Source organism: Bacillus cereus group sp. MYBK30-2, from assembly GCF_051915945.1.
Taxonomy (GTDB): Bacteria; Bacillota; Bacilli; order Bacillales; family Bacillaceae_G; genus Bacillus_A; species Bacillus_A paramycoides.
Window position 1 is genome coordinate 122,567 of the sequence record NZ_JBQAFR010000003.1, and the last position, 26,902, is coordinate 149,468.

Below are 26,902 nucleotides of genomic sequence, written 5' to 3' on the forward strand. Positions count from 1 at the left end.
AAAAAAGGGGGATTTCTCATTTTAGCCCCTCTTTTTTTACTTTTAAATATATCTTTCTCTCTCCCCCTCTGTCTGCTATAATGCCTAAAGGAAAGAAGAAAGCTTTGTTCCTTTAGGAGTGAAGCTTTCTTTTAACTTTTAATATGAATTAATCCTAATACTAAGATTTTAAAAGGAGGCTTTTTTATCATATGAGTTTTATGAGCATTAGAAAAAAACTGCTGTTCATGATGGGAACGGTTTGCGCTTTATTTGGCATCGCCTTAGCTTTTATTCTATTCTTCGCTATTGATCAAACTCGTAAGGCTGAAGCACTGCAAAAAGAAATTTCCCCCCTTGCAACAGAATTAAAAGAGCGTGGAGACGCTTATCAAGTTCAACTTTCTGCTTTAAGAGGTTATTTACTGCAACACGATCAGGTCGAATTAGACAAGTTTCATGAAATGAGTAAGCTTCTTGAAGATAAGAAAGCACAACTTCTTTCTAACCCTAACGTATCCCAATCCGTGAAAGATACAATGGAATTAGGCTCTACTTGGAGAAAATTTATTGAAGAAAAAGTTTTCTCTCTTGCAAAAGAACAAAAGTGGGACGAAGCATTACAAGTCGCTTCTTCAGAAAATGGCACTGTTTATAAAGTTATTGGTGATTTTACAAACTATAGCAACGAACAAGCTAAGTTACGTGAACGATCCATTGAAAAAATTGATCAATCAGCACTACTAATTGAATACGTTATATTCTTATCACTTGTTATATGTATTGTCGTTGCAATTATTCTTGCATGGTGGTTCTCTGGTAAGCTTGTAAAACCAATTCAGCAAATTGATACTAAACTAAAAGAATTATCCTCTCAAGAGGGTGACCTAACAGCTCGCCTACAAGTAAATAGCAATGATGAAATCGGTGCAATTGCAACATCATTTAATAAAATGTTAGAAAATCTGCAACATATCATTAATCGTGTTCAAAAAACTTCTGTGGAAGTACAAAACGCTTCTGAAAATATGCTAGAAAAGACCAATACATCGCTTGATGCGACAATAAAAGTTCAAAACTCGATGTCTAATTTAAATGCAAGCATTCAATCGCAAACTTCTAGTATGGAAGAAAGCTCGACTGCAATGGATGATATGTCAATAAGTGTTCAACGTATTGCAGAATCCGCTTCGTCTGTAGCCGAACTAGCTGTAGTCACATCTGAACATGCTAACGACGGAAGTACTGTAATCCAAAAATCTATTTCACAAATGACAACGATACACGAAGCCGTAAATGCTACATCCGAAGTAGTCGAACGTCTAATCACTCATACGAAATATATTGATACAGCTGTACAATCTATTTCTAATATCGCTGAGCAAACAAATCTACTTGCTTTAAATGCTTCTATTGAAGCGGCTCGTGCCGGCGAACAAGGGAAGGGATTTGCTGTCGTAGCAGATGAAGTTCGTAAACTTGCTGAACAATCAAAAACAGCTGCAACAGATATTAACCAATTGCTGCATCAAATTCAAAATGATACAGAAACTGCTAGCTCTATGATGTCTCAAGGTCGTTCCGAAGCATTTGAAGGTATTAACGTCATTCGTGAGGCCGGCTCTTCTTTCACAACAATCGTTGATCAAGTGAATAAAGTGTCCACTCAAATTCAAGACATATCAGCAACTGCTGAAGAGATGGCTGCAAGTGCTGAAGAAATGAATGCTTCACTCAATAACATTGCTTCAATTTCTAACGAAGTATCAAGTGAAACGGCCGCAACAGCGCAATCGGCTGAACAGAAAGTCGTTGTTATGAATGAAATGACTCTAACTGCAAAACAAATGAAACAAACGGTTGAAGAATTAGATCAACTTGTATCTCACTTTAAAACTGAATAGCTTTTCAAAAAAATTCCTCTTCCAAGGAGGAATTTTTTTTGAGCTCATTCCCTGCACATTGCACGTATTTCCGTTATAATGAGAATCGATATCATTAATGTGTAGGAGGTGCTACTCATGTCACAAGAAGCATTTGAAAATAAATTGTATGCAAATTTAGAAGCTGTTATTGATCCAGAGCTAGGTGTTGATATTATCAATCTTGGATTAGTTTATGACGTTACAGCCGATGAAAATAATAATGTTGTCATTACAATGACGATGACTTCTATCGGTTGCCCAATGGCTGGCCAAATCGTATCAGACGTTAAAAAGGTATTATCAACGAACGTACCTGAAGTAAATGAAATAGAAGTAAACGTTGTATGGAATCCACCGTGGACGAAAGAACGTATGTCACGCATGGCAAAAATCGCATTAGGTATCCGTGATTAAATAAAGAAAAGACCTGACAATCCAGTCAGGTCTTTTTTCTCTTATTATTTTACTCCTACAGCGTCATAAGCTTTCGTTACAGCTTGTACAGCTTTAGAGTTTTTACCATATAAATCTTCTGCTGATTGAAGTGCAGCTTGACGCATCATTTTAAAGTCAGAGTTTGCAGTTAAATATTTAGTAAGAGCACGGTAATAAATTTTCTCTGTCGCTTCACGGCCCACTCCAGTTACTTTCACACCGTAATGCTCTCCGCCGTCAGATACTAAGTATGCAGCTTTATTGTTAATACTACTGTTAATGTGAACGCCGCCATTATCAGCTGTTCCAGTATAGCGTTTATTGTAATGATCTGGGTAACCTTCACCTGGTTTTAATGGATTTGGAATAGATGCTGGATCTTTCAGAGAACGAAGCGCATCACCAGGTTTTCCAGGTGTATAAATATCCGCACCTAAATCCCAGCTCTTCTTCTCAACCATGACACCCATAATATCAGATAACGATTCATTTAACGCACCTGACTCATTTTTGTAAACAAGATTTGCTGTATGTTCAGTTACAGCATGCGTTAACTCATGGCCAATAACGTCTAGGCCAGCTGATAATGGAATAAATGTCTTTCCATCACCATCACCATACATCATTTGCACACCGTTCCAAGCCGCATTATTCCATGCTGTACCTACGTGAACAGTAGAAATAAGTTTTGCACCTTTATCATCGAAGGAATTACGATTAAATGTCTTTTTATAGTAATCGTATACTTTTCCTGCGTTCACATGCGCATCAACTGCCGCTTTATCTTCGAAGAACTTAGATTTACTTTCAACTTCTTCTCCTGTATATCCAAGCCATTGTGAGAATAAATTAAACCAGTTTTCGTCCATATTCTCTGCATCAAATGTATGGATACCTTGTCCTCGTTTACCATCAAATAAGTTGAACGCTCCTGTTTTCGCATCTTGAGCGATTTCAAATGATTGTCTACCGCCTAATACGCCATAACCAAATCCAGTAATTTGATCTACAGCATTATATTTCTCAATAATATTTCCATTTGTCGCATCAACAAAATAATGCCAATATCCTGGAGCTGGTTTTGAAACTGACGCTTTAACAAGGTATGCAAGATAGTACTTTCCATCTTTTTCATACACAAATAAATCTTTTTTCACACCATCATAATTATTTACTTTACCAATTCCTTTCTCAATATCAGCCTTTGCGATCGTTTCTGCTTGTTCCGCACTAATGCTTGCTGCCGCTGGAATATTTTTATCTTCTAAATTCGGAATAACTTGTCCGAAAAATGCTTTTACATTATTCTCTTTATCAAGAGTAACAGTTTGATCTGATCCATACACAGGGACATTATTATGCTTTTCAACTAACTTCACATGTGTCGTACCTGATTCATCGTCTTTTTCTTCACCAACGACATTGAAATGTTTTTCAATATTTCCTGCTAATTTAAACATATCCTTTTTGCTCTCTAAATATTGAAATACTGTCTCTTTTTTATCTAGCCCTTCTGGTGCTTTCCATTCTTCACCTATGTAAGCTGGTGTTTTAAACTCTTGGTGATACTGGATTTTTTGCTCTTCTGCTTTCGTCGTAGTTGCTCCAAATGCCCCAAACCCACTTGCGATAACAGTTAACGCTAATGCTGATGAAATTACTTGCTTTTTCAATCTAACACTCCCCATTCCCCTAAAAGTTTTTGACACCTTTATAAAATTCTGAATAACCCTCCCGATACCTGTTTCCAAAAATTGAGAAAGTTTTTTCTGATAATTCAACCCATAAAAAGAGGACATCTTTTTTCGATGTCCTCTTTCTTCTAATTTTTCATTCCGTTATTTATATGCTGAAAAACCCCCACTGATTAAAGTTTCACTTTATTGCATCTTCATTTCAATTGCTAAATAGTGTGATTTCTCTTTCGCTTGAATGTGAATATCCTCTTCTACAGCCTCCGCTGCATCACGCATTACAAGTGTTTCACCGTTTACAACGCTGCTACCTTCAATTTGTACAAGGTACAATTGACGTCCTTCTGTAACAGGAAAATGAATTTCTTTTCCAGCTTCTAACGATAAAGAATATAAATTCGCATCTTGATGAATTTGAATTGGTGCATCGCCTTCCAATGGAGATACCATATGGAACCACTCATTTTCACGTTTACTCCAATCAAATTTAAACTCACCATAGTTTGGCTTATGACCAGCGCGGTCTGGCAAAATCCAAATTTGTAATAGACGTAATGTTTCATTTCCTAAATTATGCTCACTATGAAATACACCAGTACCTGCACTCATATATTGAACATGTCCACGCTCAATTGTCCCGCGATTTCCCATACTATCTTCGTGTGTTAATGCCCCATCTACAACGTAAGAAATTATCTCCATATCTCGGTGCGGATGCATATCAAAACCAGTTTGTGCCGCTACTAGATCATCGTTAATCACACGCAATGCTCCAAAGCTCATGTTATCTGGATTATAGTAATTAGCAAAGGAAAAATGAAAATGTGTATTTAACCAGCCGTGATTTGCTCTTCCCATATTTTTATGATCAACTTTTCTAAACATATCCTTCACCTCATATTATCTCGAATTCAAGATTTATTTTAAAAATTTTTCTTACTGTAATTTTTTTAGTAATTTTAATAATTGATTTTGTTCTTCTATATTTAAATTATGAAACTGCTCCGCTTGGAACGTTTCTTGAGGTGGGACGATTTCCTCATATAAAGCTCTTCCCTTTTCTGTCAACGAAATATATTTCGTAGTACCTTCTTGTTCACGCCCAATCCACTCCAGCTGCTCCATTTTATTTAAAAGCTGAGTGACATTTCCTTTCGTAACAAATAGCTTATTTCCAAGTTCTTGCTGCGTTAAACGATCGTGGCCTCCAATTTGAACTAATACATCAAACTGAGCAGCAGATACATTCCACTTTTTCAAATGCTGATTCGTCTCGCGAATACTTCTATTATAAAAACGTGATAAACGAAACCATAATAGTAGCCCTAGTCTATCTTCTGTTTTCATTCCATCACCTCGCTCGTTTGATATTATTAGTTTAGAACTAAACTTTATAAAAGTCAAATACTTATTTTTAGTAAGTAGAAAAGAAAGCACAGCACTATTTCTCCACTATGCTTTACATCAATTTTCTGTTTTTATATTCATCCAATTTCCTCTCCGCGAACTTCCTCGCATCTTTCTCAATCCATCTCTCTTCGTACGATTCACTTCCAACATACAATACTTCTCTCTTATGCTGCATCGCATGGCGAAATTCATGCAAAAGTGTTTTAATCACTTGCTCATACTCTTCCCACATACAAACGAAAATTAATTGTTTTTCCTTATGATAAAAACCACCTACTGGGAATAAAAACTCCTCTTCTTCTTCCCCTAGTGCTAAAAGCACATTATTTGCATCACACGTATCACAAAAAATAACTGGCGTTTTACTTACTTCAATAAGAGAAAACAAATCATTTCTAATCCTTTTGACATCCCAAGGAAGCTCCGAATCCAACACATACCAATTCTCAACTTGTTGATATACATTTTGAAACTGGAGTTCCATTTCTCTATAATCCCCTTCCCAAACTCCCTTTTCTTATATATATGCCACAATATGGTAAATATTAAACATATCCCTCTCTAACCAATGTGGCGTCATATCTATTTCTCGTAAAAAAGGAATCTATTTATCAATAGATTCCTTCACGATAATGATCTTTATAAAATCCGATCTTATATGTCAATTTTTCAAAGCAAAGCTTTATACATAATATATTCCTATTTGTTACTTTGTTTTCGTACTTTTTTCAACACGAAATAACAAATACCAAACCCTATAGCCGCAAGTGCAAAATATTTAACATAAGGGCCAGCCACTTTATTGATACTTTCCCATTCTTTACCTAATTTTAGGCCTAAATACACAAATATAATTGACCACGGAATAACAGCAAGTGTAGTCAGCGTAATAAATTTAACATGCGACATTTTCGCAATACCTGCTGGTATCGAAATAGCATGACGTACAACAGGAATAAAACGCGCTGTAAAGATAACACCTGTTCCATAACGATTAAACCACGCTTCCGCATAATCAATATGTTTCTTTTGAATTAAAATATATTTCCCATAACGTTCCAGAACTGGTCTTCCCCCGTAACGGCCGATCCAATAAATAAACAGTTGCGCGATTACACCGCCAATTGTACCGAATGCAACAGCACCCCAAAATGTAATGCTTCCTGTTGATACTAAATACCCTGCATACGACAACACTATTTCACTCGGGATAACTTCCAGCATTAATCCAAGCATAATTCCCCAATAACCGAGTCCTTCTAGAAAAACTAAAACTGAATGAATTAAATCTCCTAACATCATTTACCTCTCTTTACTGTTTTCATTGCCAAAAATAAAAATACAAGCAGTGAATATCTTGTACTTTTATTTTTTAAAATTTAGTTAGTCTTCGTATTCCACTTAAAGATCTTATTCAAGAATTTATATATATTATTAGATTCCTTCGTAAGAAGTGGACCTAATATGGATAGGATAAGCACGTATAGTGCTGAAAATGGCTTCAATACTGACATTAAACCACCGGCGATACCAATATTGGCCATAATGATGGAGAATTCTCCCCTCGAAACGATTGTTAATCCAATATTTGTTGATGCTTTATGGGATAATCCAGCTTGTCGTCCTGCAATCATTCCTGCTACAAAGTTTCCGATGATTGTAAGAAGAACAGCACCTAACGTTAACCATATTGCTCCGCCTAATGAGAACGGATCGATACTTAATCCGAAACTGAAGAAGAAAATAGCTCCGAAAAAGTCTCTAAATGGAACAACAAGATGTTCGATTCGATCACTATGCTCTGTCTCAGAGAAAACTAGTCCTAAAAGAAGTGCCCCGATTGCTTCTGCAACGTGAATTGTTTCTGAAAAACCTGCAATAAAGAATAACGAAGCAAATACTACAATAATAAAGATTTCATCTGAACTAATATTCAACAGTTTATTTAATAACGGCGTAGCCTTTCTAGCTACAATAAAGAATAGAAGCATATATCCTAAAGCAATTCCGATTGAAGTGAGAGCACCTAAGAATGAAGCGTGATCCCCAAGGACTAAGCCAGAAACTACCGATAAATATACAGCAAGGAATATATCTTCAAACATAATAATTCCTAAAATTAGTTCGGTTTCATTATTACCAGTTCTTCTTAAATCAACTAATACTTTAGCAACGATAGCGCTAGAAGAAATCGTAATAATACCCGCAATAATTAAGATTTCAAGTAACGGGAAGCCCATTATAAATCCGTATAATAATCCTAGTGAAAAGTTAATCAAAATATAGATTGTTCCACCAATCGCAATAGAGCGTCCCGATTTAATTAACTTTTTCATTGAAAACTCTAATCCCAGATAGAAAAGAAGGAATAGAACACCAATCCTTCCAAGGAAGGAAATCACACTTGCACTTTCAATAAATTTGAGATCGATAACACCTATTGTCGGCGCGTGCGGCCCTACTAACATTCCGAGCACAATTAGAAAAGGAATTACTGAGAATTTAAACTTTCCAGCAATTACTGCCGCAATTGCAACTAATACTAACGCTGTACCAACTTCAAAAATTAAAGTATCCATCTAGTCAGTCCCCCTATTCGAAAGTAATTCATTAATAATTTTTTTAATTTCTTCTCTCTCACCTGAAACTACAAGCATATCTCCTTCTTCAATTACTGTTTCTGGACCCGGATTAAATAGCTTTTTCATATTCTTTTTCATAACAGCTATTACAGTAACGCTGTATGTTTTTCTTATTTCAAGATCACCAATTGTTTTTCCAATTGCCGGAGCTGTATTCTCCACTTTGAACCACTCAATCGCTAAACCTTCAAAGACCATCTCAACATTTTCTAATGCTCGAGGTTTATACACCATTCCGCCTAATATTGCTGCAATTTGTCTTGCCTCTGAGTCACGCAGTGAAATACTTGAGATACTTTCTTCATGATCTGAATCAAAATGATACATTTCTCTACGCCCATCATCATGAATGACAATCACCATCTTTTCGTTACCTTTCGTAACGATTTGAAACTTATACCCAATACCCGGAAGTTCACTTTCTCTAATATTCATATTTAGCTCCTCCACAACAATTTTTATTTGAATTTTCTGTTTTTCTGTCTTTTATTCATCCAATCAATTTTAGAAATTCTAACCATTCAGGGTACCTGTGATTTGGAAATCTTTTATTGTAATAATAAGTGGCCCCTAAAAAGATACTTAAAGACGTAATGATAAAAAATACATTACTTCTCATTTTCAAACTCTCAAGACTTACTTTCAATAAAGATTCTTCTTTCAAATTATCCCCTCTTTTTCGCTTTAAATTTAGTTTTTTAAAATGTAAATAATTCTAAAAATATTACGATGTAACTTAATCATAACATAAAACATATTTAAGTAACATGTTTTTTTAGAAAATTTGATTCTGGTATATTTTTTGCATATAATTTTCTTATTATGAAAAAAAGGAAGTGTATTATATGGTTGATATCTTTAGCAGATTCCTTGAGGTAACGAATAATATTTTGTGGTCATATATTCTTATTGCAATGTTAATCGGCTTCGGTCTTTATTTCTCTTTTAAATTGAAATTTGTCCAAATTACGCATTTCGGTGAGATGGTCAGTTTAATTAGTAAAGGATTCAGTCAAAAAGAAAAGAAAAAAGATAGCATCTCCCCATTCCAAGCATTTTGCTTAAGTGCTGCAGCTCGCATTGGTATCGGGAACTTAGCTGGTGTAGCATTAGCAATTTCCATGGGTGGACCAGGCGCAGTATTTTGGATGTGGTTTATCGCTATTCTTGGAGCAGCTACTAGTTTTGTGGAATGTACGCTTGCCCAAATTTATAAAGTAAAAGATGGAAGCAGATTCCGTGGTGGACCAGCATATTACATGGAAAAAGGGTTAAACAAACGCTGGATGGGTGTCTGGTTTTCACTTCTCATTACAGTTGCGTACGGATTAATTTTCAATTCAGTACAAGCAAATACAGTAACAATAGCGTTTGAAAATGCTTTTGGACTAGAGCGAACTGTCGTAGGAGCTCTATTAGCTTTATTAGTTGCAGTTATTATTTTTGGCGGTATTAAAAGCATTTCACGTATTACAGAAATGATTGTCCCTCCAATGGCAATTGTTTATATTGGTGTGGCTATTTTTGTCGTTATTAACAACTTCAATATGTTACCAAGCATTTTCATGGAAATATTTAACGGTGCATTCGGTTTAGATCAAGCCATCGCTGGTGGTATTGGGGCAGCAATCAAGTTCGGAATTCAGCGCGGTTTATTCGCTACAGAAGCAGGTATGGGTAGCTCTCCTAACGCAGCTGCAACATCGGATGTATCTCATCCTGTAAAACAAGGGCTTGTTCAAGCATTAGGTGTTTTCGTAGATACATTCTTAGTATGTACGTCAACAGCATTTATCGTATTATGTTCTGGACTTTACAAAGGATCAAATTTACAAGGAATTGAATTAACACAACAAGCATTAAGTTCACAAATCGGACCTTGGGCAAGCACTTTCTTAGCGATTATTATTTTCCTATTTGCTTTCAGTTCCTTACTAGGAAACTACTATTATGGTGAAACAAATATCGCATTCATTAAAGAAAGCAAAACATGGTTAATGATTTATCGCGTTGCAGTTGTCGGAATGGTGTTCTTCGGATCAATCGCTGCCCTTCAAACAGTTTGGAGTTTAGCTGATTTATTTATGGGACTAATGGTATTTACAAACTTAATTGCCATCTCATTCCTTAGCAAGTTCGCCTACGCAGCATTAGTAGACTATATTAAGCAAAAGAAACAAGGAAAAGATCCTGTTTTCTATGCAAGTTCTATCCCTGACTTAAAAAATACGGAGTGCTGGGATGGGCAAGATGTAGAAGAAAAACAGCAGGCTGTATAACAAATAAAAGCGGAAGCAGCTCGTTCAGAATGTGAGAAGGATGGAGCTTTTTCCTGCGAGGCGCCCTTTGCCTCGCAGGAAAAAGCGAAGCCACCGAACATTCTAGCCGCTGGAGCTGGATAACACTTAAAGCTGAAACGGCTCGTTCAGAACAGGAGGATGTTGGAACTCCTGATTCCGAGGCGCTTTTTGCCTCGAATGAAGGAGTGAAACAACCGACTGTTCTAGCCGCTGGAGCTGGATATTACCAAAATCCCTATTACTTCACAGTAATAGGGATTTTTATTTACAACAGTTCATAATTTGTTCAAATTAATTCCAGCAAAAGGGTTGATTTATACAAATTACTAGATTATAATAATTATAAATTAGTAATTGATATAACATAACAATTCAAAAGGAGATTGATCATAATGAATAAACAAGTAATCGAAGTATTAAACAAACAGGTAGCAAACTGGAGCGTTTTATTTACAAAACTACACAACTTCCATTGGTACGTAAAAGGACCTCAATTCTTCACACTACATGAGAAATTTGAAGAGCTTTACACAGAATCAGCTACTCACATCGATGAAATTGCAGAACGTATTTTAGCAATTGGTGGCAAACCAGTAGCAACAATGAAAGAATACTTAGAACTATCTTCTATTCAAGAAGCGGCTTACGGAGAAACTGCAGAAGGGATGGTCGAAGCAATCATGAAAGACTACGAAATGATGCTAAGCGAATTGAAAAAAGGTATGGAAATTGCACAAGACTCTGACGATGAAATGACATCAGACTTACTACTAGGCATCTACACAGAACTAGAAAAACACGCTTGGATGCTACGTGCATTCTTGAATCAATAATAACTTAAAAGCGGAAGCGGCTCGTTCAGAACAGGAGGGTGTTGGAACTCCTGATTCCGAGGCGCTCTTTGCCTCGAATGAAGGAGTGAAACAACCGACTGTTCTAGCCGCTGGAGCTGGATAATAACTTAAAAGCGGAAGCGGCTCGTTCAGAATGTGAGGAGGATGGAGCTTTTGACGTAGAGGCGCTCTTTGCCTCGCAGGAAAAAGCGAAGCCACCGAACATTCTAGCCACTGGAGCTGGATAACAACTTAAAGCGGAAGCGGCTCGTTCAGAGTCGCTTCTTTTTATGCGGTGCTCAAACATGACGGTACATGGAATTATATCAGCGATTTTTCGGATATATCGACTTTGCGACAAATAGCGACAATGTTAGCCTCCCCTCCTCTACTTTTATCAATATATTACAATCCCTTTTATGTTAAAATATAGAAAACACCCTTTAGTAAACAGATCCAAAAAGCTTTTCCAAGTTCATCATTTACGATTTAAATGACGGGAGTGGTTCAGTTGAAAGACTACTTAATTAGAGCATTCTTTGCGTTAATAACAGTTGGGGTTCTCTTACTTATAGCTAATATTTTCAACATACATGTCGAGGTTAAAGACTATCCTTTCCTCGTTGTTGTAGCAATTGGTGGCGGCTGGGGTGGCTGGTACCTGTATAAAAAACAAAGTAATCAAAGTGATAAAGGCATTCCAAAGTAATATGGAATGCCTTCTTTTTATTGCCGTCTATAATAAATAAATAATTAAATTCAAACCGCTAATAAAAACAATCCCAATAAACATATAAAACGATTTTGGATCTCCGCCTACATTATACTCATCAACGATAAACCCAGACATAAAGAGTGTTATCGCCGAAACACCAATACATATAATTGAAATAAACCAAAGCGAAAATTCATTAATCAGTTCTTTTTTTTGTCTTAAAACGATTAACATTACAAGGACCGATGCCGCTAAAATACTTTTAAAAACTGGCTGTAAATATATAAATTCCTTCATCTATCTCATCTCTCTCAACAGATGTTACATTGAAATATTAATATATTTAACCAAATTAAAAACACATGCCTTTTTACGATAAAAAAGACATGTGTTTCTATAAAAATACACTATGATAGTTGTTTCCATTTAGTCCCCAAAACAGGACGCTCGTAATTTTGTATCTTATGAATTAATTCGTCTGCCGTCTCAGCTGAAACGATCAACTCTTTATTTGATGGGTTCATAAATCCTTCTTCTGCTGCACGTTCAACCATTTGCAGAATTGGTCCGTAAAAATCTTTAATGTTTAATAAACCAACCGGTTTATTATGTATACCAATTTGTGACCAACACACAACTTCAAATAGCTCTTCAAACGTTCCATATCCGCCTGGTAATGCAATGAAAGCATCCGCAAGCTCTGCCATTTTCGCCTTACGCTCATGCATCGTTTCTACTTCAATTAATTCTGTTAATCCTGTATGAACAATTTCACCGCGGAATAAACCACGCGGCATAACACCCGTTACGCGTCCACCTAAGCGAAGAACTTCGTTTGCTACTTCTCCCATTAATCCAACACATGAACCACCGTATACAAGTTCATAATCGTTCTCAACAAACATTTTTCCTAATTGAATTGCCTGCTCTTTAAATTCTGGTCTCTCCCCTAAATTTGAACCTGCAAACACACAAATCTTTCTCATTCCTACACCCCGAAACTATATATTGTCATGATACAATGAATATTGTACAACATATTGAAGGGATGAGGAAGAAATGGATATTGTTGCATTTCAAAGATGGATTGAGGAATTTTACGAAAAACGGAGCTGGTCTCAGTATAACTCCTTTATTCGCTTAAATTTCTTAACTGAAGAAGTTGGGGAAGTTTCACGCGCTGTGCGTGCAATTGAAATTGGTCGTGATCGTCCTGATGAACAAACGAAAGGACAAGAGGAATTAAGGTTAGAATTAAAAGAAGAACTTGGGGATGTTCTTGCGAATCTTATTATTCTTTCGCAAAAATATGATTTAGATTTACAAGACATTATGGAAGCACACGTCACAAAGCTTTCGAAAAGGTTCGAAGTAACTAAATGAGAATATTATCAATTATGATATAATGTTCTTGTCAAAATAATAAGGGGGATTTTATGTTATCCAAAAAATTGCACGACGCACTAAATGAACAAATGAACTTTGAATTTTACTCTGCCCACGCTTACATGGCAATGGCTGCTTACTGTACAGCCGAAAGCTATGATGGCTTCGCTAACTTTTTCCTTGTCCAAGCTGAAGAAGAGCGTTTCCATGCAATGAAGCTATACAACTATATTAATGACCGCGGCGAGCGCGCTATTATTACTGGGTTTGATAATCCTAATAATGAATATGAATCTGTATTGAACGCTTTTGAAGTGGCACTTGAGCACGAGCGTGAAGTAACGAAACGCATTTATAACTTATCTGATATCGCTTGGGATGAGCGCGAACACGCAACAATTACGTTCTTAAAATGGTTCGTTGACGAGCAAGTAGAAGAAGAAGCTTCATTCGATAGCATCATTCAAAAATTAAAGCGTATTACAAACGATTCAAATGCACTATTTATGCTAGATGCTGAATTAGAGAAGCGTACATTTACGCCTCCAGCTGAATAACAAAAAAAGCAATGAGCCCGCGCTCATTGCTTTTTTTAATTTATTAAAGCATAACCCCAACGATAATCGCTGATAATATACTTACTAACGTTGCACCGTATACAAGTTTTAATCCGAAAGAAGATACAACGTTTGCTTGTTTTCCATCGATACTCTTCGTTGCACCTGCGATAATTCCGATAGATGAGAAGTTCGCAAATGATACAAGGAAGATTGATAAAATACCTACTGTACGAGCTGATAAGTCGCCAGCTACTTTTCCTAAATCAAGCATCGCAACAAATTCGTTTGTTACTAATTTCGTTGCCATAATTTGTCCTGCTTGTAGCATCTCTGATGTTGGAATACCCATTATGAATGCTAATGGTGAGAAGATATATCCTAAAATGCTTTGGAATGTGATTCCGAAAATTGAATCGAATACACCGTTAATTGCTGTAATTAATGCTACGAAACCGATTAACATCGCCGCTACTGTTACAGCGATAGAGAAACCAAGCATAATATATTCGCCTAACATTTCAAAGAATGTTTGCTTCTTGTCTTCTTGTAATTCTAAAATGTCATCTTCTTCGTTCACGTCATATGGATTAATAATATGGATGATAATGAATCCACTAAATAAGTTTAGCACAAGTGCTGTTACTACATACTTTGGATCAATCATTTTCATGTAAGAACCGACGATTGACATCGATACTGTTGACATTGAAGATGCACATAGTGTGTATAAACGATTTTTCGGTAATTTGCTTAGTTGGTCTTTTACTGTAATGAATACTTCACCTTGACCAACAATTGCAGCTGCTACTGCATTATATGATTCTAATTTTCCTAAACCGTTAATTTTACTTAATACGAAACCGACTGCACGAATGATAATCGGTAAAATTTTAATATGTTGTAAAATCCCGATTAATACTGCTAAGAAAATAATCGGTAATAATACTGTTAAGAAGAACGGTGCTTGTCCATCGTTCGCTAAACCACCAAATACGAAATTAACCCCAGCTTCCGCAAATTTTAAAATAGCGCCAAATCCATCTGCAATCCCTTTTACTAATACAAATCCGACCTTTGTATTTAGTAAGAAATACGCAAGTACCAATTGAATAACAAGCATAACTGCAATTGGTTTATATTTAATTTTCTTACGATCTGAACTTATAAGGAAACCTAGTACAAACACTACAAGTAAACCGACTAGAAACATTACTAGTTTCATATGTGAATCCTCCAATTCTCCCACGAGTTATTGGTCGTATAACGTATAACGAATGACGTCTGACCATTGATGTTAAAAAATTTTAAACCCCTAAATACTATTCAACTGTCATCTAAAATCAGTAAGCGTTTACATAAATTGCAATTTATAAAAGGTAGCCTCTTCTCTCCTACCGTATTGAAAGTCTGAAATTGATACCACCTACAAATCAAATTGTAAGCGTTATCTAGCCGAAATGCAATATAAATTTTAAAAGATTTTTATATGTTAATATATTCCTAACTAATTGGGTTTTTTATGTAAAATCACCATAAAACAATAGTCCTAACTATGAGCTAGGACTATCCTTTTTTATAACATAACACCAACGATAATCGCTGATAAAAGACTTACTAACGTCGCACCGTACACAAGGCGTAAACCAAATGATGATACAACATTTGATTGGTTTTCATCGATACCTTTCGTTGCACCTGCGATAATTCCGATAGATGAGAAGTTCGCAAATGATACAAGGAATACAGAAAGAATACCAACTGTACGAGCTGATAAATCACCAGCTACTTTTCCTAGATCAAGCATCGCAACAAATTCGTTTGATACTAATTTTGTTGCCATAATTTGTCCCGCTGTTACCATTTCCGCTTGCGGGATGCCCATTACGAACGCTAATGGTGAGAAGATATATCCTAAAATAGCTTGGAATGTAATACCGAACACTGAATCAAACAAGCTATTGATTGCTGTAATTAATGCTACGAAACCAAGTAACATTGCTGCTACCGTAATCGCAATCGTGAAACCAAGCATAATATATTCGCTCAGCATTTCAAAGAATGATTGCTTTTTCTTATTTTCTAACTTTAGTGTATCCTCTTCTTCCGTAATATCGTACGGATTAATAATATGAATAATAATGAAACCACTAAATAAATTTAATACAAGTGCTGTTACTACATATTTTGGCTCAATCATTTTCATATAAGAACCAACGATTGACATCGATACTGTCGACATCGAAGATGCACATAGTGTATATAAACGATGTTTCGGGATTTTACTTAATTGATCTTTTACTGTAATGAATACTTCTGCTTGTCCAACAATCGCAGCCGCTACTGCATTATATGATTCTAGTTTTCCTAGACCATTTACTTTACTTAACAAAGTACCAATAGCACGAATAAATATCGGTAAAATTTTAAAATGCTGCAGAATTCCGATTAATACCGCAAAGAATACGATTGGTAATAATGCCGTTAAGAAGAATGAAACTTCCCCTTTATTAACAAGGCCTCCAAATACGAAAACGATTCCAGCTTCCGCATATCCAAGAAGTGCCCCAAATCCATCCGAAATTCCTTTTACTAAAATATAACCAACTTGTGTATTTAATAAGAAATACGTTAACGCTAACTGAATAACAAGCATGATTGCGATTGGCTTATACTTAATCTTCTTTCGATCGGCACTTATAAGAAAACCGAGTACGAATACAACGAGTAATCCTACAAGAAACATAACAAACTTCATTAATAAAATCCTCCATTTAACTCTTCTTTAATGTTGAACGTCTGACCACAAGAAACAAGAAATAATCCGAACTTTCCATTTATCATTAAAAACATAGAAATGAATATAAAAAGTCGTCTAACCTCTTATTCCAAAGCCATTAACCATTCTAACACAAATTACAACTCACATCTGCATTTCCCTTTAAAAAAATTTACATTTTATTATAAAACCACGTTAATGTTCGTCTTTTACCTCTCTCCTTAGTTTATTACCATAAAAAAACGAGCATCAAATTTCTTTGATGCTCGTTTCATCTTTTATTATACAGCTTTTTCTTTATCCGCTACCGCTGACTTATCCCAACACTCTGTATTATTCAAACCAGGGATTGAATCCGCACTAAAGACTGGATCTTTCCCTTGTTTCTTTTGCTTCACATAATCTGCCAATGCAGCATATGCAAATCGGCCAAGAAGTGTAATCGCAATTAGGTTTGTGATTACCATTAGCCCCATAAATAAATCTGCCATATTCCATACAACTTGAAGCGTCGCAACAGAACCGAATAATACCATTCCCACTACCGCAATACGATAAATCGTTAACCAAGTTTTACTTTGTTTAATGAATTCAATATTCGTTTCACCATAATAATAGTTTCCTAGAAGTGAACTAAATGCAAATAAGAAGATAATAATCGCTAAGAAGCTACTTGCCCATGGACCGATTTGTGAACTTAATGCATTTTGTGTTAATTCAATTCCTTCTAAGTTTGTTGCCTTATATGCACCAGAACATAGTACGATAAACGCTGTTGATGTACATACTAAAAATGTATCTACTAACACTCCAATTGTTTGAATAAACCCTTGTTTCGCTGGATGCGTTACATCCGCTGTTGCAGCCGCATTCGGCGCGCTACCCATACCTGCTTCATTCGCAAATAATCCGCGCTGAATACCATATTTCATCGCAGCTCCGATACCGCCACCTACAGCTGAATCTAAACCGAATGCACCTTTAAAGATTTCTGTGAAAACATCCGGTATTAAATAGAAGTTTTTAATAACTACGAAAACAGCTACTGCAATATAAATAATTGCCATTGGCGGAACTATCATTTCTGACATACGTGCAATACTTTTCACACCGCCAAAAATAATAACCGCGACTAATACTGCAAGTACAATCCCTACAATATAACGCTCAATACCGAAAGCATTTTTAAATGCTAATGTCACTGTATTCGCTTGTACTGAGTTGAAAATTAAACCGTAACTAATTGTGATAAGGATAGAGAACCAAATTCCCATCCAACGTTTATTTAAACCTTTTTCCATATAATAAGCAGGACCACCACGGAAGCCACTGCCATCTTTTATTTTATAAATTTGTGCAAGCGTACTTTCTACGAAGCTTGAAGACGCTCCGATAATCGCAATAACCCACATCCAAAATACAGCTCCAGGTCCGCCCATTGAAATAGCTAGCGCTACACCAGCTAAGTTTCCGATACCAATACGAGCTGCTGAACTCATACAAAATGCTTGGAAAGAAGATACGCTGCCCTTTTTACGTGTCTTTCCAGTTAATCCATCACTCATTAGTCGAACCATTTCCCCTAAATGAGTAATTTGTACGAATTTCAATTTAATAGAAAAATAAAGCCCTAAACCAATTAACATTGCAATAAGAATATATGACCAAAGAATTGTATTCGTTGATGAAACGAATTGTTCTAAAATATTCATACGATTAGTCCCCTCCCTTTTTTCCTCATAAATTGAATTATATTTAAAAAATATTCAAAAATCAACATTTTTCGACAGGGTATTGCTTCCATATGTTAGATTTCATAACATGACCATGTTATTTGTTATGTTTTATGACTTTATATTTATAAAATGTACATACTAAAACAATAAATAATCCCATTGACAAAAACATCAACCTGTAACTATAATGATTACATCAGGTTGTAACAAACCTAATTACACTAAATTCATTCATTTTCACATATACACTTTAATAAAACACTTTGGAGGGATTCATTATGAAAATCGGAATTATCGGAGCAAGCGGAAAAGCAGGAAGTCGTATTTTAAAAGAAGCATTAGATCGCGGACATGAAGTAACTGCCATCGTAAGAAGCGCCGCAAAAATTACAGAAGACAATGTAAAAGTTTTAGAGAAAGATGTATTCAACCTTACATCTAATGACCTACAAGCATTCGATGTTGTTGTAAATGCATTCGGTGCTCCAGCGGGTGAAGAGCACCTTCACGTAGATGCAGGAAACGTACTAATTGAAGCACTAAAAGGTGCACCAAATACAAAATTACTTGTAGTTGGCGGCGCTGGAAGTTTATTTGTAGACGAAGAGAAAACAACACGTGTATTCGACACACCAGGATTCCCAAAAGAATACCTAGCAACTGCGCAAAACCAAGGAAAAAACTTAGAAATCTTACAGCAAACAAACGATATTACTTGGACATTCATCAGCCCTTCTGCGCTATTCGCATTAGGTAAACGCACTGGCTCTTACAAAGCTGGTAAAGACAACCTTCTCGTTAACTCAAAAGGCGATAGCTACGTAAGTTACGAAGACTTCGCAGTCGCAGCACTTGATGAAATCGAAAATCCAAAACACGTAAACGAACGCTTCACAGTAGTTTCTGAAGCTGAGTAATAAAAAAGGCTCGTAAACATTATGTTTACGAGCCTTTTTTATTTATTTTAAGCATTTACCTCTTGTATACCTTCTGTTCTTTCAAAACCTTGCTCTGTAATTTTAAAGAACTTTTCTTCTGTCTTCTTAACATCATCTTGTATTACATCATTAATTATATTTCCCTAATATAATTAATGATGTGTGCATAAGAGAAAGCATTGGCAAATGCCAATGCTTTTTCCTTTATCTTTTATGTTGATTCGGTTTATTTGGTTTATGTGGCCCTTCAGCCTTCTTCCAACTTACCGCTAACTCTGGACTCGTTTTTTCTTCACTACGCTCAAGTAATACTACTGCATTTTGAATCGTCGGCGTACCTTTATGTGCAATTCCTTGTAATTTCGTTAAATTTCCTGATACTTTAAAGCTAAATCCACCAGATGGCGTTTGTTTCGGAATTAAAATGCGGAATTTCTCTCCTACATTAAATTCAGTTTTCGATTCACCTTTTTCATTTACGAACTTCGCGCCTTCTGGTGCGCCTGTTGCTTGTACTTTATACGTTCCGCTTTTAGCGTTTGTTTGCACTGTATATAAACCAGTTTCAAAAAACTCATCTTTCAATACTGCTTCTTGTTCTTCTGTAGGATTTACACTCATCGTAATTTCTTGTAGTTCCTCACTAGCGCTTGCTTTTGCAACTATATCTTTCGTTACTTTTTCTACATTTTTATTACGAAAATCTAAATCGTTAATATCAATTTGTTTTAACGCATTCCACACCGCAAGCTGCGTTGCGTAATGTGCATCTCTCCAATCAGAAACACCTAATTCTTGCGGACTCTTCTGTGGATATCCGTTTAATAATACGCGGTACACTTCAATATCCACTTTCCCCATTTCCGGTAAATCTTGACCGCTTGGAGATTTCAAATCTACATTTAAGCAAAAAGCAATTTTACCATCTGCAGTTTTAATAAGTTCTGTTCGAATTGGCTTCTTCTTTGTCCTACTATAACTCCAATCCATTTCATACTTCGTGTGATCCATAACTTCTGCGAATGCTTTTTGAAGTGGGAATAATAAGTTCGCAAATACAAATAAAACACTCAAAAAAGCAGCCATTAGCTTGAACGATCGTTTTATATTCATGTCTACAACCCCTTATAAATAACAAATTTACTACTGTTTATTATTTAGTTAGAACATTTTTTTATGCATAAGCAAAACAAAAAAAAAGAGTGCTAACTGTTTGCACTCTTTCTCTCCACTATAAATTTAGAAATCAAAGTTATCAGGGTCTGGACCAACACGGTGATTTTCGTTTAACGCATCGATTTTCTCCATATCTTCTTTCGTTAATTCGAAATCGAATATACTTGCATTTGCAATAATACGATGTTCTTTCGTTGATTTTGGAATTGTTACAACTTCGTTTTGCAGATCCCATCGTAAAATAACTTGAGCTGTTGTCTTACCGTATTTATTAGCGATTTCTTGTAATGTTTCATTATCTAATAGTTGACCTTGCATAAGCGGTGACCATGCTTCCATTTGAATACCTTGCTCTTTACAGAAAGCTTGTAATTCTTTTTGTGTTAAACGAGGGTGGTATTCTACTTGGTTGATCATCGGTTTAATTTCCGCATCTTTCATCACATCTTGCAGGTGATGGATTTGGAAATTACTTACGCCAATTGCACGTACACGATTTTCTTTATAAAGCGTTTCTAACGCTCTCCACGTATCTTTATATTTCCCTTCTACAGGCCAGTGAACAAGATATAAATCTAAATAATCTAGTTCTAATTTTTTTAAGCTCTCTTCATATGCAGCAATTGTTGCTTCATATCCTTGATCCGCGTTCCATACTTTTGAAGTGATAAATAATTCTTCTCTTGAAATCCCAGTTGCTTCAATACCTGCACGGATTCCTTCACCTACAGCTTTTTCATTTCCATAAATCGCAGCTGTATCGATGCTGCGGTATCCTGCTTTAATTGCCAATTTTACAGCTTCTACAAGTTCTGGTCCTTCTTCTACTTTAAATACACCTAAACCGAACCAAGGCATTTCTACACCGTTATGCAATACTGTTTTACTTTGTAAGTTTTTCATTTTATTTTCTCTCCTTTATTTTGCTTGATCTCTTTTTTCTAATGCCATACTCCAAGCTGTTAAAATAACAGCTCCTACTACCATAATGCCGCCTACCCAAGCAGTATGGATTAATCCTAACGAGTTCGTTACAATGCCACCTATATAAGAACCTAGAGCAATCCCTGCGTTAAATGCGGCAATATTAATTGCTGAAGCAACATCAACCGCACTTGGAACGAAGCGCTCCGCCAATATAACTACATATACTTGTAGCCCCGGAACATTCATGAATGCGAATAGTCCCATGAAAATAATTGTGATTAATCCAGCGACTTTAAATGGTGCTGTAAATGTTAAAACAAATAATATAATCGCTTGAATAAAGAACATGTAAAATAGCGCTCGAATCGGATTATGATTCGATAACTTTCCGCCGACCATATTCCCTATCGCAATGGCGATTCCATACACTAATAAAATGATGGTAACCGTACTTGCTTCAAATCCTGTTACTTCTTGTAATAGCGGTGATAAATACGTAAATGTTACGAATGTTCCGCCGTATCCAAGTGCAGTAATAATGAAGACAAGTAACAGTCTTCCATTCTTAATTAGTTTGAATTGATCACGAAATGATACAGGTACACCATTTTTCAAATTAGATGGGACCAGTATACTGTTTGCGATTAAAGCAATAACTCCAATTACAACAATCGCCATAAACGATGCTCTCCAGCCAAACTCTTGACCGATAAATGTTCCAATTGGCACACCTGTAATAGTCGCAACTGTTAATCCAGTAAACATAATTGCAATTGCGCTAGCACGTTTATTTTCTGGTACGATCGCAGCCGCAATTGTAGATCCTATCGACATAAACACGCCATGCGCAAACGCAGAAATAACTCTCGCAATAATTAGCACAGTGAAGCTAGTTGCTACCGCCGCGATTCCGTTACCAATAATGAAAATAACCATAATCCACATTAATAATGTCTTTCGCGACATACTAGCTGTTAACGCTGTTAAAATAGGAGCTCCTACTGCTGCTCCTAACGCATATAAGGAAACCGTTAAACCAGCTGTTGTAACTGAAACATTTAAATCTTGCGAAATGGATGGTAATAAACCGACACTAATAAACTCGGTTGTACCAATCCCAAACGCACTAATTGCTAGTGCTAATAAAGCAAACATACTTCTTCGATTCGTCTGAACTTCCGAAGATGGTATTGTATATGAACTCAATTGAATTCCTCCTTATTACAAGAAATCCAATCATAATAGTGTGATAAAAAGGCCCTTTTATCTTCTAAAAAATATATTCCATACTTACAAATGCTATTATGAATGGTTTCATTCTTTTTTTGAAGAACGCACTTTAAAGTACGATAGGCACTAAAAAGTAACATAGTCACTTTTCAGTACCGTACTACTCATTTGCCTCTTACATGTGCTATTATGAAACATATTTAACATGATAAAAAGTACGTACTTTAAAGTGCTATAGGTACTAAAAAGTAACATTTGTATTATTTAGCTTACTTTTCTCACAAGCTGAAATCTGCATTGACCAAAGGAGGCTTTCATATGAAGAAATACAATATTCCTGTAGAGGCGACTTTAGAGGTTATCGGCGGAAAATGGAAGGTTGTTATTCTTTGTCACTTAACGAAAGGTACAAAGAGAACAAGTGAACTAAAACGTTTAATGCCTGGTATCACACAAAAGATGTTAACACAGCAATTACGTGAATTAGAAGATGACGGAGTTATTCAAAGAAAGGTATACAATCAAGTCCCACCAAAGGTAGAATATTCCCTTACTGACTACGGTTGGTCTTTAGAATCGATTCTTGATTCTCTTTGTACTTGGGGCGAATGCCACCTTGAAAAAGGCGGCAACACATCCATGTTAATTACAGAGGGTGAACAATAAGAAAAAAGGAAAAAAAGAACAAAAATTTGTTCTTTTTTTCCTTTTTTTCTACATATATATGTACATTTTTAACCTAGACAAAATAATTTATGCGCTTTCATGCCTTGTCAGTACTAGGCTACGGGCTCAATATCAAATAATTAGGAATCATTTTTATGTTAACATACGTGTATATAGTATATAATATAGGTTATATATTATATACACTTTCCGATAAAGGAACTTTCCATTATGCGGACAAGCCATGTATCGGACAGTTCATAGATAATAGGTAAGACATTATGGTTTTAGATTTATGATTTCGGCTTATTTGCCATCATAAATTTAAAGGCATTTTATTGTGTTTTGTGAAACTTTGTATAAAGTTTTGCAAACTTTTTCTGTCCTTACCTATGCCAGGAATATTAATTCCAAAAAATAAGAGTATTGCTATCGTAAAGGAGAATTGGAGATGCCAGAAACTATGACTCAAACAAAGCCAGAACAAGAAACTGTACAAATTTCTGCTAGCCAAGGACAACTTGATGTACTTGATCAGTTGTTAAAACCTGAGGTACAAGAATCATTAACAACACTAGTGGAGCAGCTTCCAAAATTAACTGAGCTTGTTAACATTTTAACTAAGTCTTATGACTTCGCTCAAACTGTTGCTACTGACGAAGTATTAAAAAGCGACACTGTTAGCGCAATCCAAGAGATTGTAGAACCTGTAAAAGATACAGTGAAAAGCATGGCTGCAACTGCTATCGAAGCGAAAGATCGCGCTGATGAAAGCAGCGAAGTTATCGGCCTGTTCGGTCTATTAAAATTATTAAAAGACCCACAAGCACAAAAAATGTTCCGCTTTGTAAACGCATATCTTCAAGTTAGTGCAGAACGTAATAATAAATAATTTAACTTATAACAACAATTAGTAAAGACGGGGGATATCATACTATGTCAAAACAAATTGTCATCTTAGGCGCTGGTTATGGCGGTCTTCTTGCCGCTTTAAACGTACGTAAATATTACAGCAAATCAGAAGCACAAGTTACAGTGATTAACCAATACCCAACACACCAAATCATCACTGAACTACACCGCCTTGCAGCTGGTAACGTTGCTGAGCAAGCAGTTGCAATGCCACTTACAAAGCTTTTCAAAGGCAAAGACATCGATCTTAAAATTGCAACAGTTGAGTCATTCTCAGTTGATAGCAAAGAAATCAAACTAGCTGGTGGCACTACTTTATCTTACGATGCACTTGTAGTTGCTTTAGGAAGTAAAACTGCTTACTTCGGTATTCCAGGACTAGAAGAAAACAGCATGGTATTAAAATCTGCTGCTGATGCAAACAAAATCTACAAACACGTTGAAGACCGTATTCGTGAATACGCTAAAACGAAAAACGAAGCTGATGCTACAATCGTAATCGGTGGTGGCGGATTAACTGGCGTTGAGCTAGTTGGTGAGCTTGCTGATATTATGCCTAAACTTGCAAAAAGCCACGGCGTAAATCCAAAAGAAGTTAAACTTCTTCTTGTTGAAGCAGGTCCAAAAATCCTTCCAGTATTACCAGACCACTTAATCGAACGTGCAACTACTAGCTTAGAAGCACGCGGCGTTACATTCTTAACAGGTCTTCCTGTAACAAACGTTGCTGGCAATGAAATCGACTTAAAAGACGGTCAAAAACTAGTTGCTAACACATTCGTTTGGACAGGCGGCGTACAAGGTAACCCATTAATAGGTGAATCAGGTCTTGAAGTAAACCGTGGTCGTGCAACAGTTGATGCATACCTACAATCTACTTCTCACAAAGACGTATTCGTTGCTGGAGACAGCGCTGTTGTCTTCTCTCCAGACGGCCGTCCATACCCACCAACTGCACAAATCGCTTGGCAAATGGGTGAGTTAATTGGATACAACTTATACGCAGCACTAGAAGGCAAAGCATTCGAAGAGTTCGCACCTGTAAACTCTGGAACACTTGCAAGTCTAGGACGTAAAGATGCTGTTGCTACAATTGGAGCAAGCAATACTCCACTTAAAGGTCTACCAGCATCATTAATGAAAGAAGCAAGTAACGTTCGTTACTTATCACACATTAAAGGTCTATTCAGCTTAGCTTACTAATCTGAATATAAGCCCGAATCATGCCCTGCATGGTTCGGGCTATTTTTATCCGTAATTTTCTCTACTTACTTATATTCGGCAGAGGAATACTATAACCCTCTTAAATTATCTAAATATACTGACTTTTTTGTGTCGAAATTGTGTATAGGAAAGAGTGAAAGTATCTTCCTTACTTCCACTCTTCCACAAAAACTATTATCCCAGTTTCACTAAGCTGTAGTTCTTCTTCCCTTTACGAATAATAATAAATCTTCCATCAAAAGAATTTTCTACAGTAACATCCGTGCTGACATCCGTTACTTTTTCACCGTTCATAGATATAGCACCATTATTAATATCCTCACGTGCTTGTCTTCTAGATGGTTCAATTCCTAAATCAACTAGCCACTCTACAACATTTTTCGTCTCTTTTGAAGATTGGAATGTCGGCATCTCTTTAAATCCTTGTTCAATTTCATCAGCTGTTAACGATTTAATATCTCCGCTAAATAATGCCGATGTAATTTTCACAGCTTGCAAAAAAGCCTCTTCTCCGTGAACGAATTTCGTCATTTCTTCCGCTAATACTTTTTGCGCCTCACGTTTATGTGGTTCTGTTTCCACCTTCACTGCCAATTCATCAATGCGCTCTTTCGTTAAGAACGTAAAGTATTTCAAGTATTTAATTACGTCACGGTCATCTGTATTCACCCAAAACTGGTAAAATTCAAACGGTGTTGTTTTTTCAGGATCGAGCCAAACTGCACCACCTGCCGATTTACCAAATTTCGTACCATCTGATTTCAATAATAACGGAATCGTTAATCCGAATACTTTCGCTTCATGACCTTCTAACTTACGAATTAAATCTAAACCGCTCGTAATATTTCCCCATTGGTCACTACCGCCAATTTGTAATTGAACATCTTCTTTTGTGTATAAATGATGGAAGTCCATCGCTTGCAAGATTTGGTACGTAAATTCTGTGAAAGAAATTCCTGTATCTAAACGACTTGCTACAATGTCCTTCGCTAACATGCTATTGATACTAAAGTTTTTGCCGTAATCACGTAAAAACTCGATAATGTTTATTTCATGTGTCCAGTCGTAGTTATTTACCATCTTCACTTCGCTATTCCCGCCGAAATCAAATAGCTTTTTCATTTGCGCTGTTAACGCATCTACGTTATGCTGCACCACTTCTAAAGTTTGCAGTTGACGCTCTGATTGACGGCCACTCGGATCACCAATTGTCCCCGTCGCTCCGCCAATTAAAATAACCGGATGATGTCCAGCTAATTGAAATCTTTTCATCATCATAAAAGGAATCAAATGTCCGATATGCATACTATCACCGGTCGGATCTACCCCACAGTATAACGAAATCTCTTTCTCTTCTACTAGCTTACGTAATCCTTCTTCATCCGTCTGTTGATTAACAGCACCGCGCCATTCTAATTCATCAATAATATTCATCTCT

Annotated in this window: 27 protein-coding genes; 11 read left to right on the forward strand and 16 right to left on the reverse strand. The window is 36.2% G+C overall.

Going from position 1 to position 26,902, the window contains the following annotated elements:
• Positions 1-191 precede the first annotated feature (191 nt).
• Both ACTFQM_RS20045 and ACTFQM_RS20050 read left to right on the forward strand, forming a co-directional pair.
• On the forward strand, positions 192-1,883 hold the full coding sequence (locus tag ACTFQM_RS20045; protein WP_440035988.1) for a methyl-accepting chemotaxis protein: 1,692 nt from the start codon (positions 192-194) through the stop codon (positions 1,881-1,883).
• 117 nt (positions 1,884-2,000) lie between these two features.
• The gene (locus tag ACTFQM_RS20050; protein ID WP_002174114.1) at positions 2,001-2,318 is read left to right on the forward strand and encodes a metal-sulfur cluster assembly factor; all 318 of its coding nucleotides are present in this window, start codon (positions 2,001-2,003) and stop codon (positions 2,316-2,318) included.
• A 44-nt stretch (positions 2,319-2,362) separates the two neighbouring features.
• On the opposite strand, the gene nprB is transcribed toward ACTFQM_RS20050, so the two are convergent.
• The 7 genes from nprB to ACTFQM_RS20085 all read right to left on the reverse strand — a co-directional run bounded on the left by nprB (position 2,363) and on the right by ACTFQM_RS20085 (position 8,520).
• Positions 2,363-4,012, reverse strand: coding sequence for a neutral protease NprB (gene nprB / locus ACTFQM_RS20055; RefSeq protein ID WP_440035990.1), 1,650 nt, complete (start codon positions 4,010-4,012; stop codon positions 2,363-2,365).
• Between the two features lie 207 nt (positions 4,013-4,219).
• The gene (locus ACTFQM_RS20060; RefSeq protein ID WP_098307713.1) at positions 4,220-4,918 is read right to left on the reverse strand and encodes a pirin family protein; all 699 of its coding nucleotides are present in this window, start codon (positions 4,916-4,918) and stop codon (positions 4,220-4,222) included.
• Between the two features lie 51 nt (positions 4,919-4,969).
• Positions 4,970-5,380: a MarR family winged helix-turn-helix transcriptional regulator gene (locus ACTFQM_RS20065; RefSeq protein ID WP_002174117.1), complete on the reverse strand. Its 411-nt coding sequence runs from the start codon at positions 5,378-5,380 to the stop codon at positions 4,970-4,972.
• Positions 5,381-5,492: 112 nt separating this feature from the next.
• Positions 5,493-5,927, reverse strand: a complete 435-nt coding sequence (locus tag ACTFQM_RS20070) for a DUF3920 family protein (RefSeq protein ID WP_400487806.1) — start codon at positions 5,925-5,927, stop codon at positions 5,493-5,495.
• Between the two features lie 215 nt (positions 5,928-6,142).
• Positions 6,143-6,742 (reverse strand): DedA family protein, encoded by a 600-nt coding sequence (locus tag ACTFQM_RS20075; protein WP_440036181.1) that lies wholly within the window; start codon positions 6,740-6,742, stop codon positions 6,143-6,145.
• 80 nt (positions 6,743-6,822) lie between these two features.
• Positions 6,823-8,022: a cation:proton antiporter gene (locus tag ACTFQM_RS20080; protein ID WP_440035992.1), complete on the reverse strand. Its 1,200-nt coding sequence runs from the start codon at positions 8,020-8,022 to the stop codon at positions 6,823-6,825.
• Positions 8,023-8,520, reverse strand: a complete 498-nt coding sequence (locus ACTFQM_RS20085) for a cation:proton antiporter regulatory subunit (RefSeq protein ID WP_002174121.1) — start codon at positions 8,518-8,520, stop codon at positions 8,023-8,025.
• A gap of 410 nt (positions 8,521-8,930) precedes the next feature.
• On the opposite strand from ACTFQM_RS20085, the gene ACTFQM_RS20090 reads away from it, so the two are divergent.
• The 3 genes from ACTFQM_RS20090 (at position 8,931) to ACTFQM_RS20100 (ending at position 11,927) form a co-directional block, all read left to right on the forward strand.
• The gene (locus ACTFQM_RS20090; protein WP_440035994.1) at positions 8,931-10,364 is read left to right on the forward strand and encodes an alanine/glycine:cation symporter family protein; all 1,434 of its coding nucleotides are present in this window, start codon (positions 8,931-8,933) and stop codon (positions 10,362-10,364) included.
• A gap of 413 nt (positions 10,365-10,777) precedes the next feature.
• On the forward strand, positions 10,778-11,218 hold the full coding sequence (locus ACTFQM_RS20095; protein ID WP_440035995.1) for a Dps family protein: 441 nt from the start codon (positions 10,778-10,780) through the stop codon (positions 11,216-11,218).
• Between the two features lie 511 nt (positions 11,219-11,729).
• On the forward strand, positions 11,730-11,927 hold the full coding sequence (locus tag ACTFQM_RS20100) for a hypothetical protein (protein WP_002174125.1): 198 nt from the start codon (positions 11,730-11,732) through the stop codon (positions 11,925-11,927).
• Between the two features lie 27 nt (positions 11,928-11,954).
• Here ACTFQM_RS20100 and ACTFQM_RS20105 read toward each other — a convergent pair whose 3' ends face one another.
• On the reverse strand, positions 11,955-12,230 hold the full coding sequence (locus ACTFQM_RS20105) for a hypothetical protein (RefSeq protein ID WP_440035997.1): 276 nt from the start codon (positions 12,228-12,230) through the stop codon (positions 11,955-11,957).
• A 110-nt stretch (positions 12,231-12,340) separates the two neighbouring features.
• Positions 12,341-12,904 carry a TIGR00730 family Rossman fold protein gene (locus ACTFQM_RS20110; protein ID WP_002174127.1) on the reverse strand — a complete coding sequence of 188 codons (564 nt, stop codon included), beginning with the start codon at positions 12,902-12,904 and terminating at the stop codon, positions 12,341-12,343.
• An 88-nt stretch (positions 12,905-12,992) separates the two neighbouring features.
• Between ACTFQM_RS20110 and ACTFQM_RS20115 the strand changes: the two genes are divergently transcribed.
• Positions 12,993-13,316 carry a MazG nucleotide pyrophosphohydrolase domain-containing protein gene (locus ACTFQM_RS20115; protein WP_440035998.1) on the forward strand — a complete coding sequence of 108 codons (324 nt, stop codon included), beginning with the start codon at positions 12,993-12,995 and terminating at the stop codon, positions 13,314-13,316.
• A 53-nt stretch (positions 13,317-13,369) separates the two neighbouring features.
• Positions 13,370-13,876 (forward strand): ferritin, encoded by a 507-nt coding sequence (locus ACTFQM_RS20120; RefSeq protein ID WP_002174129.1) that lies wholly within the window; start codon positions 13,370-13,372, stop codon positions 13,874-13,876.
• Positions 13,877-13,919: 43 nt separating this feature from the next.
• On the opposite strand, the gene ACTFQM_RS20125 is transcribed toward ACTFQM_RS20120, so the two are convergent.
• From ACTFQM_RS20125 to ACTFQM_RS20135, 3 genes are all read right to left on the reverse strand, one after another.
• Positions 13,920-15,101: a NupC/NupG family nucleoside CNT transporter gene (locus tag ACTFQM_RS20125; protein ID WP_002174130.1), complete on the reverse strand. Its 1,182-nt coding sequence runs from the start codon at positions 15,099-15,101 to the stop codon at positions 13,920-13,922.
• Positions 15,102-15,452: 351 nt separating this feature from the next.
• Positions 15,453-16,634: a NupC/NupG family nucleoside CNT transporter gene (locus tag ACTFQM_RS20130; RefSeq protein WP_440036000.1), complete on the reverse strand. Its 1,182-nt coding sequence runs from the start codon at positions 16,632-16,634 to the stop codon at positions 15,453-15,455.
• A gap of 302 nt (positions 16,635-16,936) precedes the next feature.
• On the reverse strand, positions 16,937-18,367 hold the full coding sequence (locus ACTFQM_RS20135; RefSeq protein ID WP_440036001.1) for an alanine/glycine:cation symporter family protein: 1,431 nt from the start codon (positions 18,365-18,367) through the stop codon (positions 16,937-16,939).
• Positions 18,368-18,669: 302 nt separating this feature from the next.
• Here ACTFQM_RS20135 and ACTFQM_RS20140 point away from each other — a divergent pair, with 302 nt between their 5' ends.
• On the forward strand, positions 18,670-19,308 hold the full coding sequence (locus tag ACTFQM_RS20140) for an NAD(P)-dependent oxidoreductase (RefSeq protein WP_400487820.1): 639 nt from the start codon (positions 18,670-18,672) through the stop codon (positions 19,306-19,308).
• 225 nt (positions 19,309-19,533) lie between these two features.
• Here the strand turns inward: ACTFQM_RS20140 and ACTFQM_RS20145 are convergent, their stop codons facing one another.
• The 3 genes from ACTFQM_RS20145 to ACTFQM_RS20155 form a co-directional block, all read right to left on the reverse strand.
• Positions 19,534-20,442, reverse strand: coding sequence for a thioester domain-containing protein (locus ACTFQM_RS20145; protein WP_440036003.1), 909 nt, complete (start codon positions 20,440-20,442; stop codon positions 19,534-19,536).
• Positions 20,443-20,568: 126 nt separating this feature from the next.
• Entirely contained in the window at positions 20,569-21,408 is an 840-nt protein-coding gene (locus ACTFQM_RS20150; protein ID WP_440036005.1) for an aldo/keto reductase, read from the reverse strand.
• A 15-nt stretch (positions 21,409-21,423) separates the two neighbouring features.
• On the reverse strand, positions 21,424-22,587 hold the full coding sequence (locus ACTFQM_RS20155; protein WP_165615141.1) for an MFS transporter: 1,164 nt from the start codon (positions 22,585-22,587) through the stop codon (positions 21,424-21,426).
• Between the two features lie 393 nt (positions 22,588-22,980).
• Between ACTFQM_RS20155 and ACTFQM_RS20160 the strand changes: the two genes are divergently transcribed.
• From ACTFQM_RS20160 to ACTFQM_RS20170, 3 genes are all read left to right on the forward strand, one after another.
• Positions 22,981-23,328: a winged helix-turn-helix transcriptional regulator gene (locus ACTFQM_RS20160; RefSeq protein ID WP_071717473.1), complete on the forward strand. Its 348-nt coding sequence runs from the start codon at positions 22,981-22,983 to the stop codon at positions 23,326-23,328.
• 451 nt (positions 23,329-23,779) lie between these two features.
• Complete coding sequence (locus tag ACTFQM_RS20165) at positions 23,780-24,220, forward strand: DUF1641 domain-containing protein (protein ID WP_002174139.1); 441 nt, start codon at positions 23,780-23,782, stop codon at positions 24,218-24,220.
• Between the two features lie 44 nt (positions 24,221-24,264).
• Positions 24,265-25,443 (forward strand): NAD(P)/FAD-dependent oxidoreductase, encoded by a 1,179-nt coding sequence (locus tag ACTFQM_RS20170; RefSeq protein ID WP_002174140.1) that lies wholly within the window; start codon positions 24,265-24,267, stop codon positions 25,441-25,443.
• A 195-nt stretch (positions 25,444-25,638) separates the two neighbouring features.
• Here the strand turns inward: ACTFQM_RS20170 and tyrS are convergent, their stop codons facing one another.
• Complete coding sequence (gene tyrS / locus ACTFQM_RS20175; protein ID WP_002174141.1) at positions 25,639-26,898, reverse strand: tyrosine--tRNA ligase; 1,260 nt, start codon at positions 26,896-26,898, stop codon at positions 25,639-25,641.
• Positions 26,899-26,902: the final 4 nt, after the last annotated feature.

Coding starts and splice junctions, on each gene's coding strand:
- ACTFQM_RS20045 (WP_440035988.1), top strand. CDS start 192: ATGAGTTTTATGAGCATTAGAAAAAAACTGCTGTTCATGATGGGAACG.
- ACTFQM_RS20050 (WP_002174114.1), top strand. CDS start 2,001: ATGTCACAAGAAGCATTTGAAAATAAATTGTATGCAAATTTAGAAGCT.
- ACTFQM_RS20060 (WP_098307713.1), bottom strand. CDS start 4,918: ATGTTTAGAAAAGTTGATCATAAAAATATGGGAAGAGCAAATCACGGC.
- ACTFQM_RS20065 (WP_002174117.1), bottom strand. CDS start 5,380: ATGAAAACAGAAGATAGACTAGGGCTACTATTATGGTTTCGTTTATCA.
- ACTFQM_RS20070 (WP_400487806.1), bottom strand. CDS start 5,927: ATGGAACTCCAGTTTCAAAATGTATATCAACAAGTTGAGAATTGGTAT.
- ACTFQM_RS20075 (WP_440036181.1), bottom strand. CDS start 6,742: ATGTTAGGAGATTTAATTCATTCAGTTTTAGTTTTTCTAGAAGGACTC.
- ACTFQM_RS20080 (WP_440035992.1), bottom strand. CDS start 8,022: ATGGATACTTTAATTTTTGAAGTTGGTACAGCGTTAGTATTAGTTGCA.
- ACTFQM_RS20085 (WP_002174121.1), bottom strand. CDS start 8,520: ATGAATATTAGAGAAAGTGAACTTCCGGGTATTGGGTATAAGTTTCAA.
- ACTFQM_RS20090 (WP_440035994.1), top strand. CDS start 8,931: ATGGTTGATATCTTTAGCAGATTCCTTGAGGTAACGAATAATATTTTG.
- ACTFQM_RS20095 (WP_440035995.1), top strand. CDS start 10,778: ATGAATAAACAAGTAATCGAAGTATTAAACAAACAGGTAGCAAACTGG.
- ACTFQM_RS20105 (WP_440035997.1), bottom strand. CDS start 12,230: ATGAAGGAATTTATATATTTACAGCCAGTTTTTAAAAGTATTTTAGCG.
- ACTFQM_RS20115 (WP_440035998.1), top strand. CDS start 12,993: ATGGATATTGTTGCATTTCAAAGATGGATTGAGGAATTTTACGAAAAA.
- ACTFQM_RS20120 (WP_002174129.1), top strand. CDS start 13,370: ATGTTATCCAAAAAATTGCACGACGCACTAAATGAACAAATGAACTTT.
- ACTFQM_RS20125 (WP_002174130.1), bottom strand. CDS start 15,101: ATGAAACTAGTAATGTTTCTAGTCGGTTTACTTGTAGTGTTTGTACTA.
- ACTFQM_RS20130 (WP_440036000.1), bottom strand. CDS start 16,634: ATGAAGTTTGTTATGTTTCTTGTAGGATTACTCGTTGTATTCGTACTC.
- ACTFQM_RS20135 (WP_440036001.1), bottom strand. CDS start 18,367: ATGAATATTTTAGAACAATTCGTTTCATCAACGAATACAATTCTTTGG.
- ACTFQM_RS20140 (WP_400487820.1), top strand. CDS start 18,670: ATGAAAATCGGAATTATCGGAGCAAGCGGAAAAGCAGGAAGTCGTATT.
- ACTFQM_RS20145 (WP_440036003.1), bottom strand. CDS start 20,442: ATGAATATAAAACGATCGTTCAAGCTAATGGCTGCTTTTTTGAGTGTT.
- ACTFQM_RS20150 (WP_440036005.1), bottom strand. CDS start 21,408: ATGAAAAACTTACAAAGTAAAACAGTATTGCATAACGGTGTAGAAATG.
- ACTFQM_RS20155 (WP_165615141.1), bottom strand. CDS start 22,587: ATGTTTGCTTTATTAGCACTAGCAATTAGTGCGTTTGGGATTGGTACA.
- ACTFQM_RS20160 (WP_071717473.1), top strand. CDS start 22,981: ATGAAGAAATACAATATTCCTGTAGAGGCGACTTTAGAGGTTATCGGC.
- ACTFQM_RS20165 (WP_002174139.1), top strand. CDS start 23,780: ATGCCAGAAACTATGACTCAAACAAAGCCAGAACAAGAAACTGTACAA.
- ACTFQM_RS20170 (WP_002174140.1), top strand. CDS start 24,265: ATGTCAAAACAAATTGTCATCTTAGGCGCTGGTTATGGCGGTCTTCTT.
- tyrS (WP_002174141.1), bottom strand. CDS start 26,898: ATGAATATTATTGATGAATTAGAATGGCGCGGTGCTGTTAATCAACAG.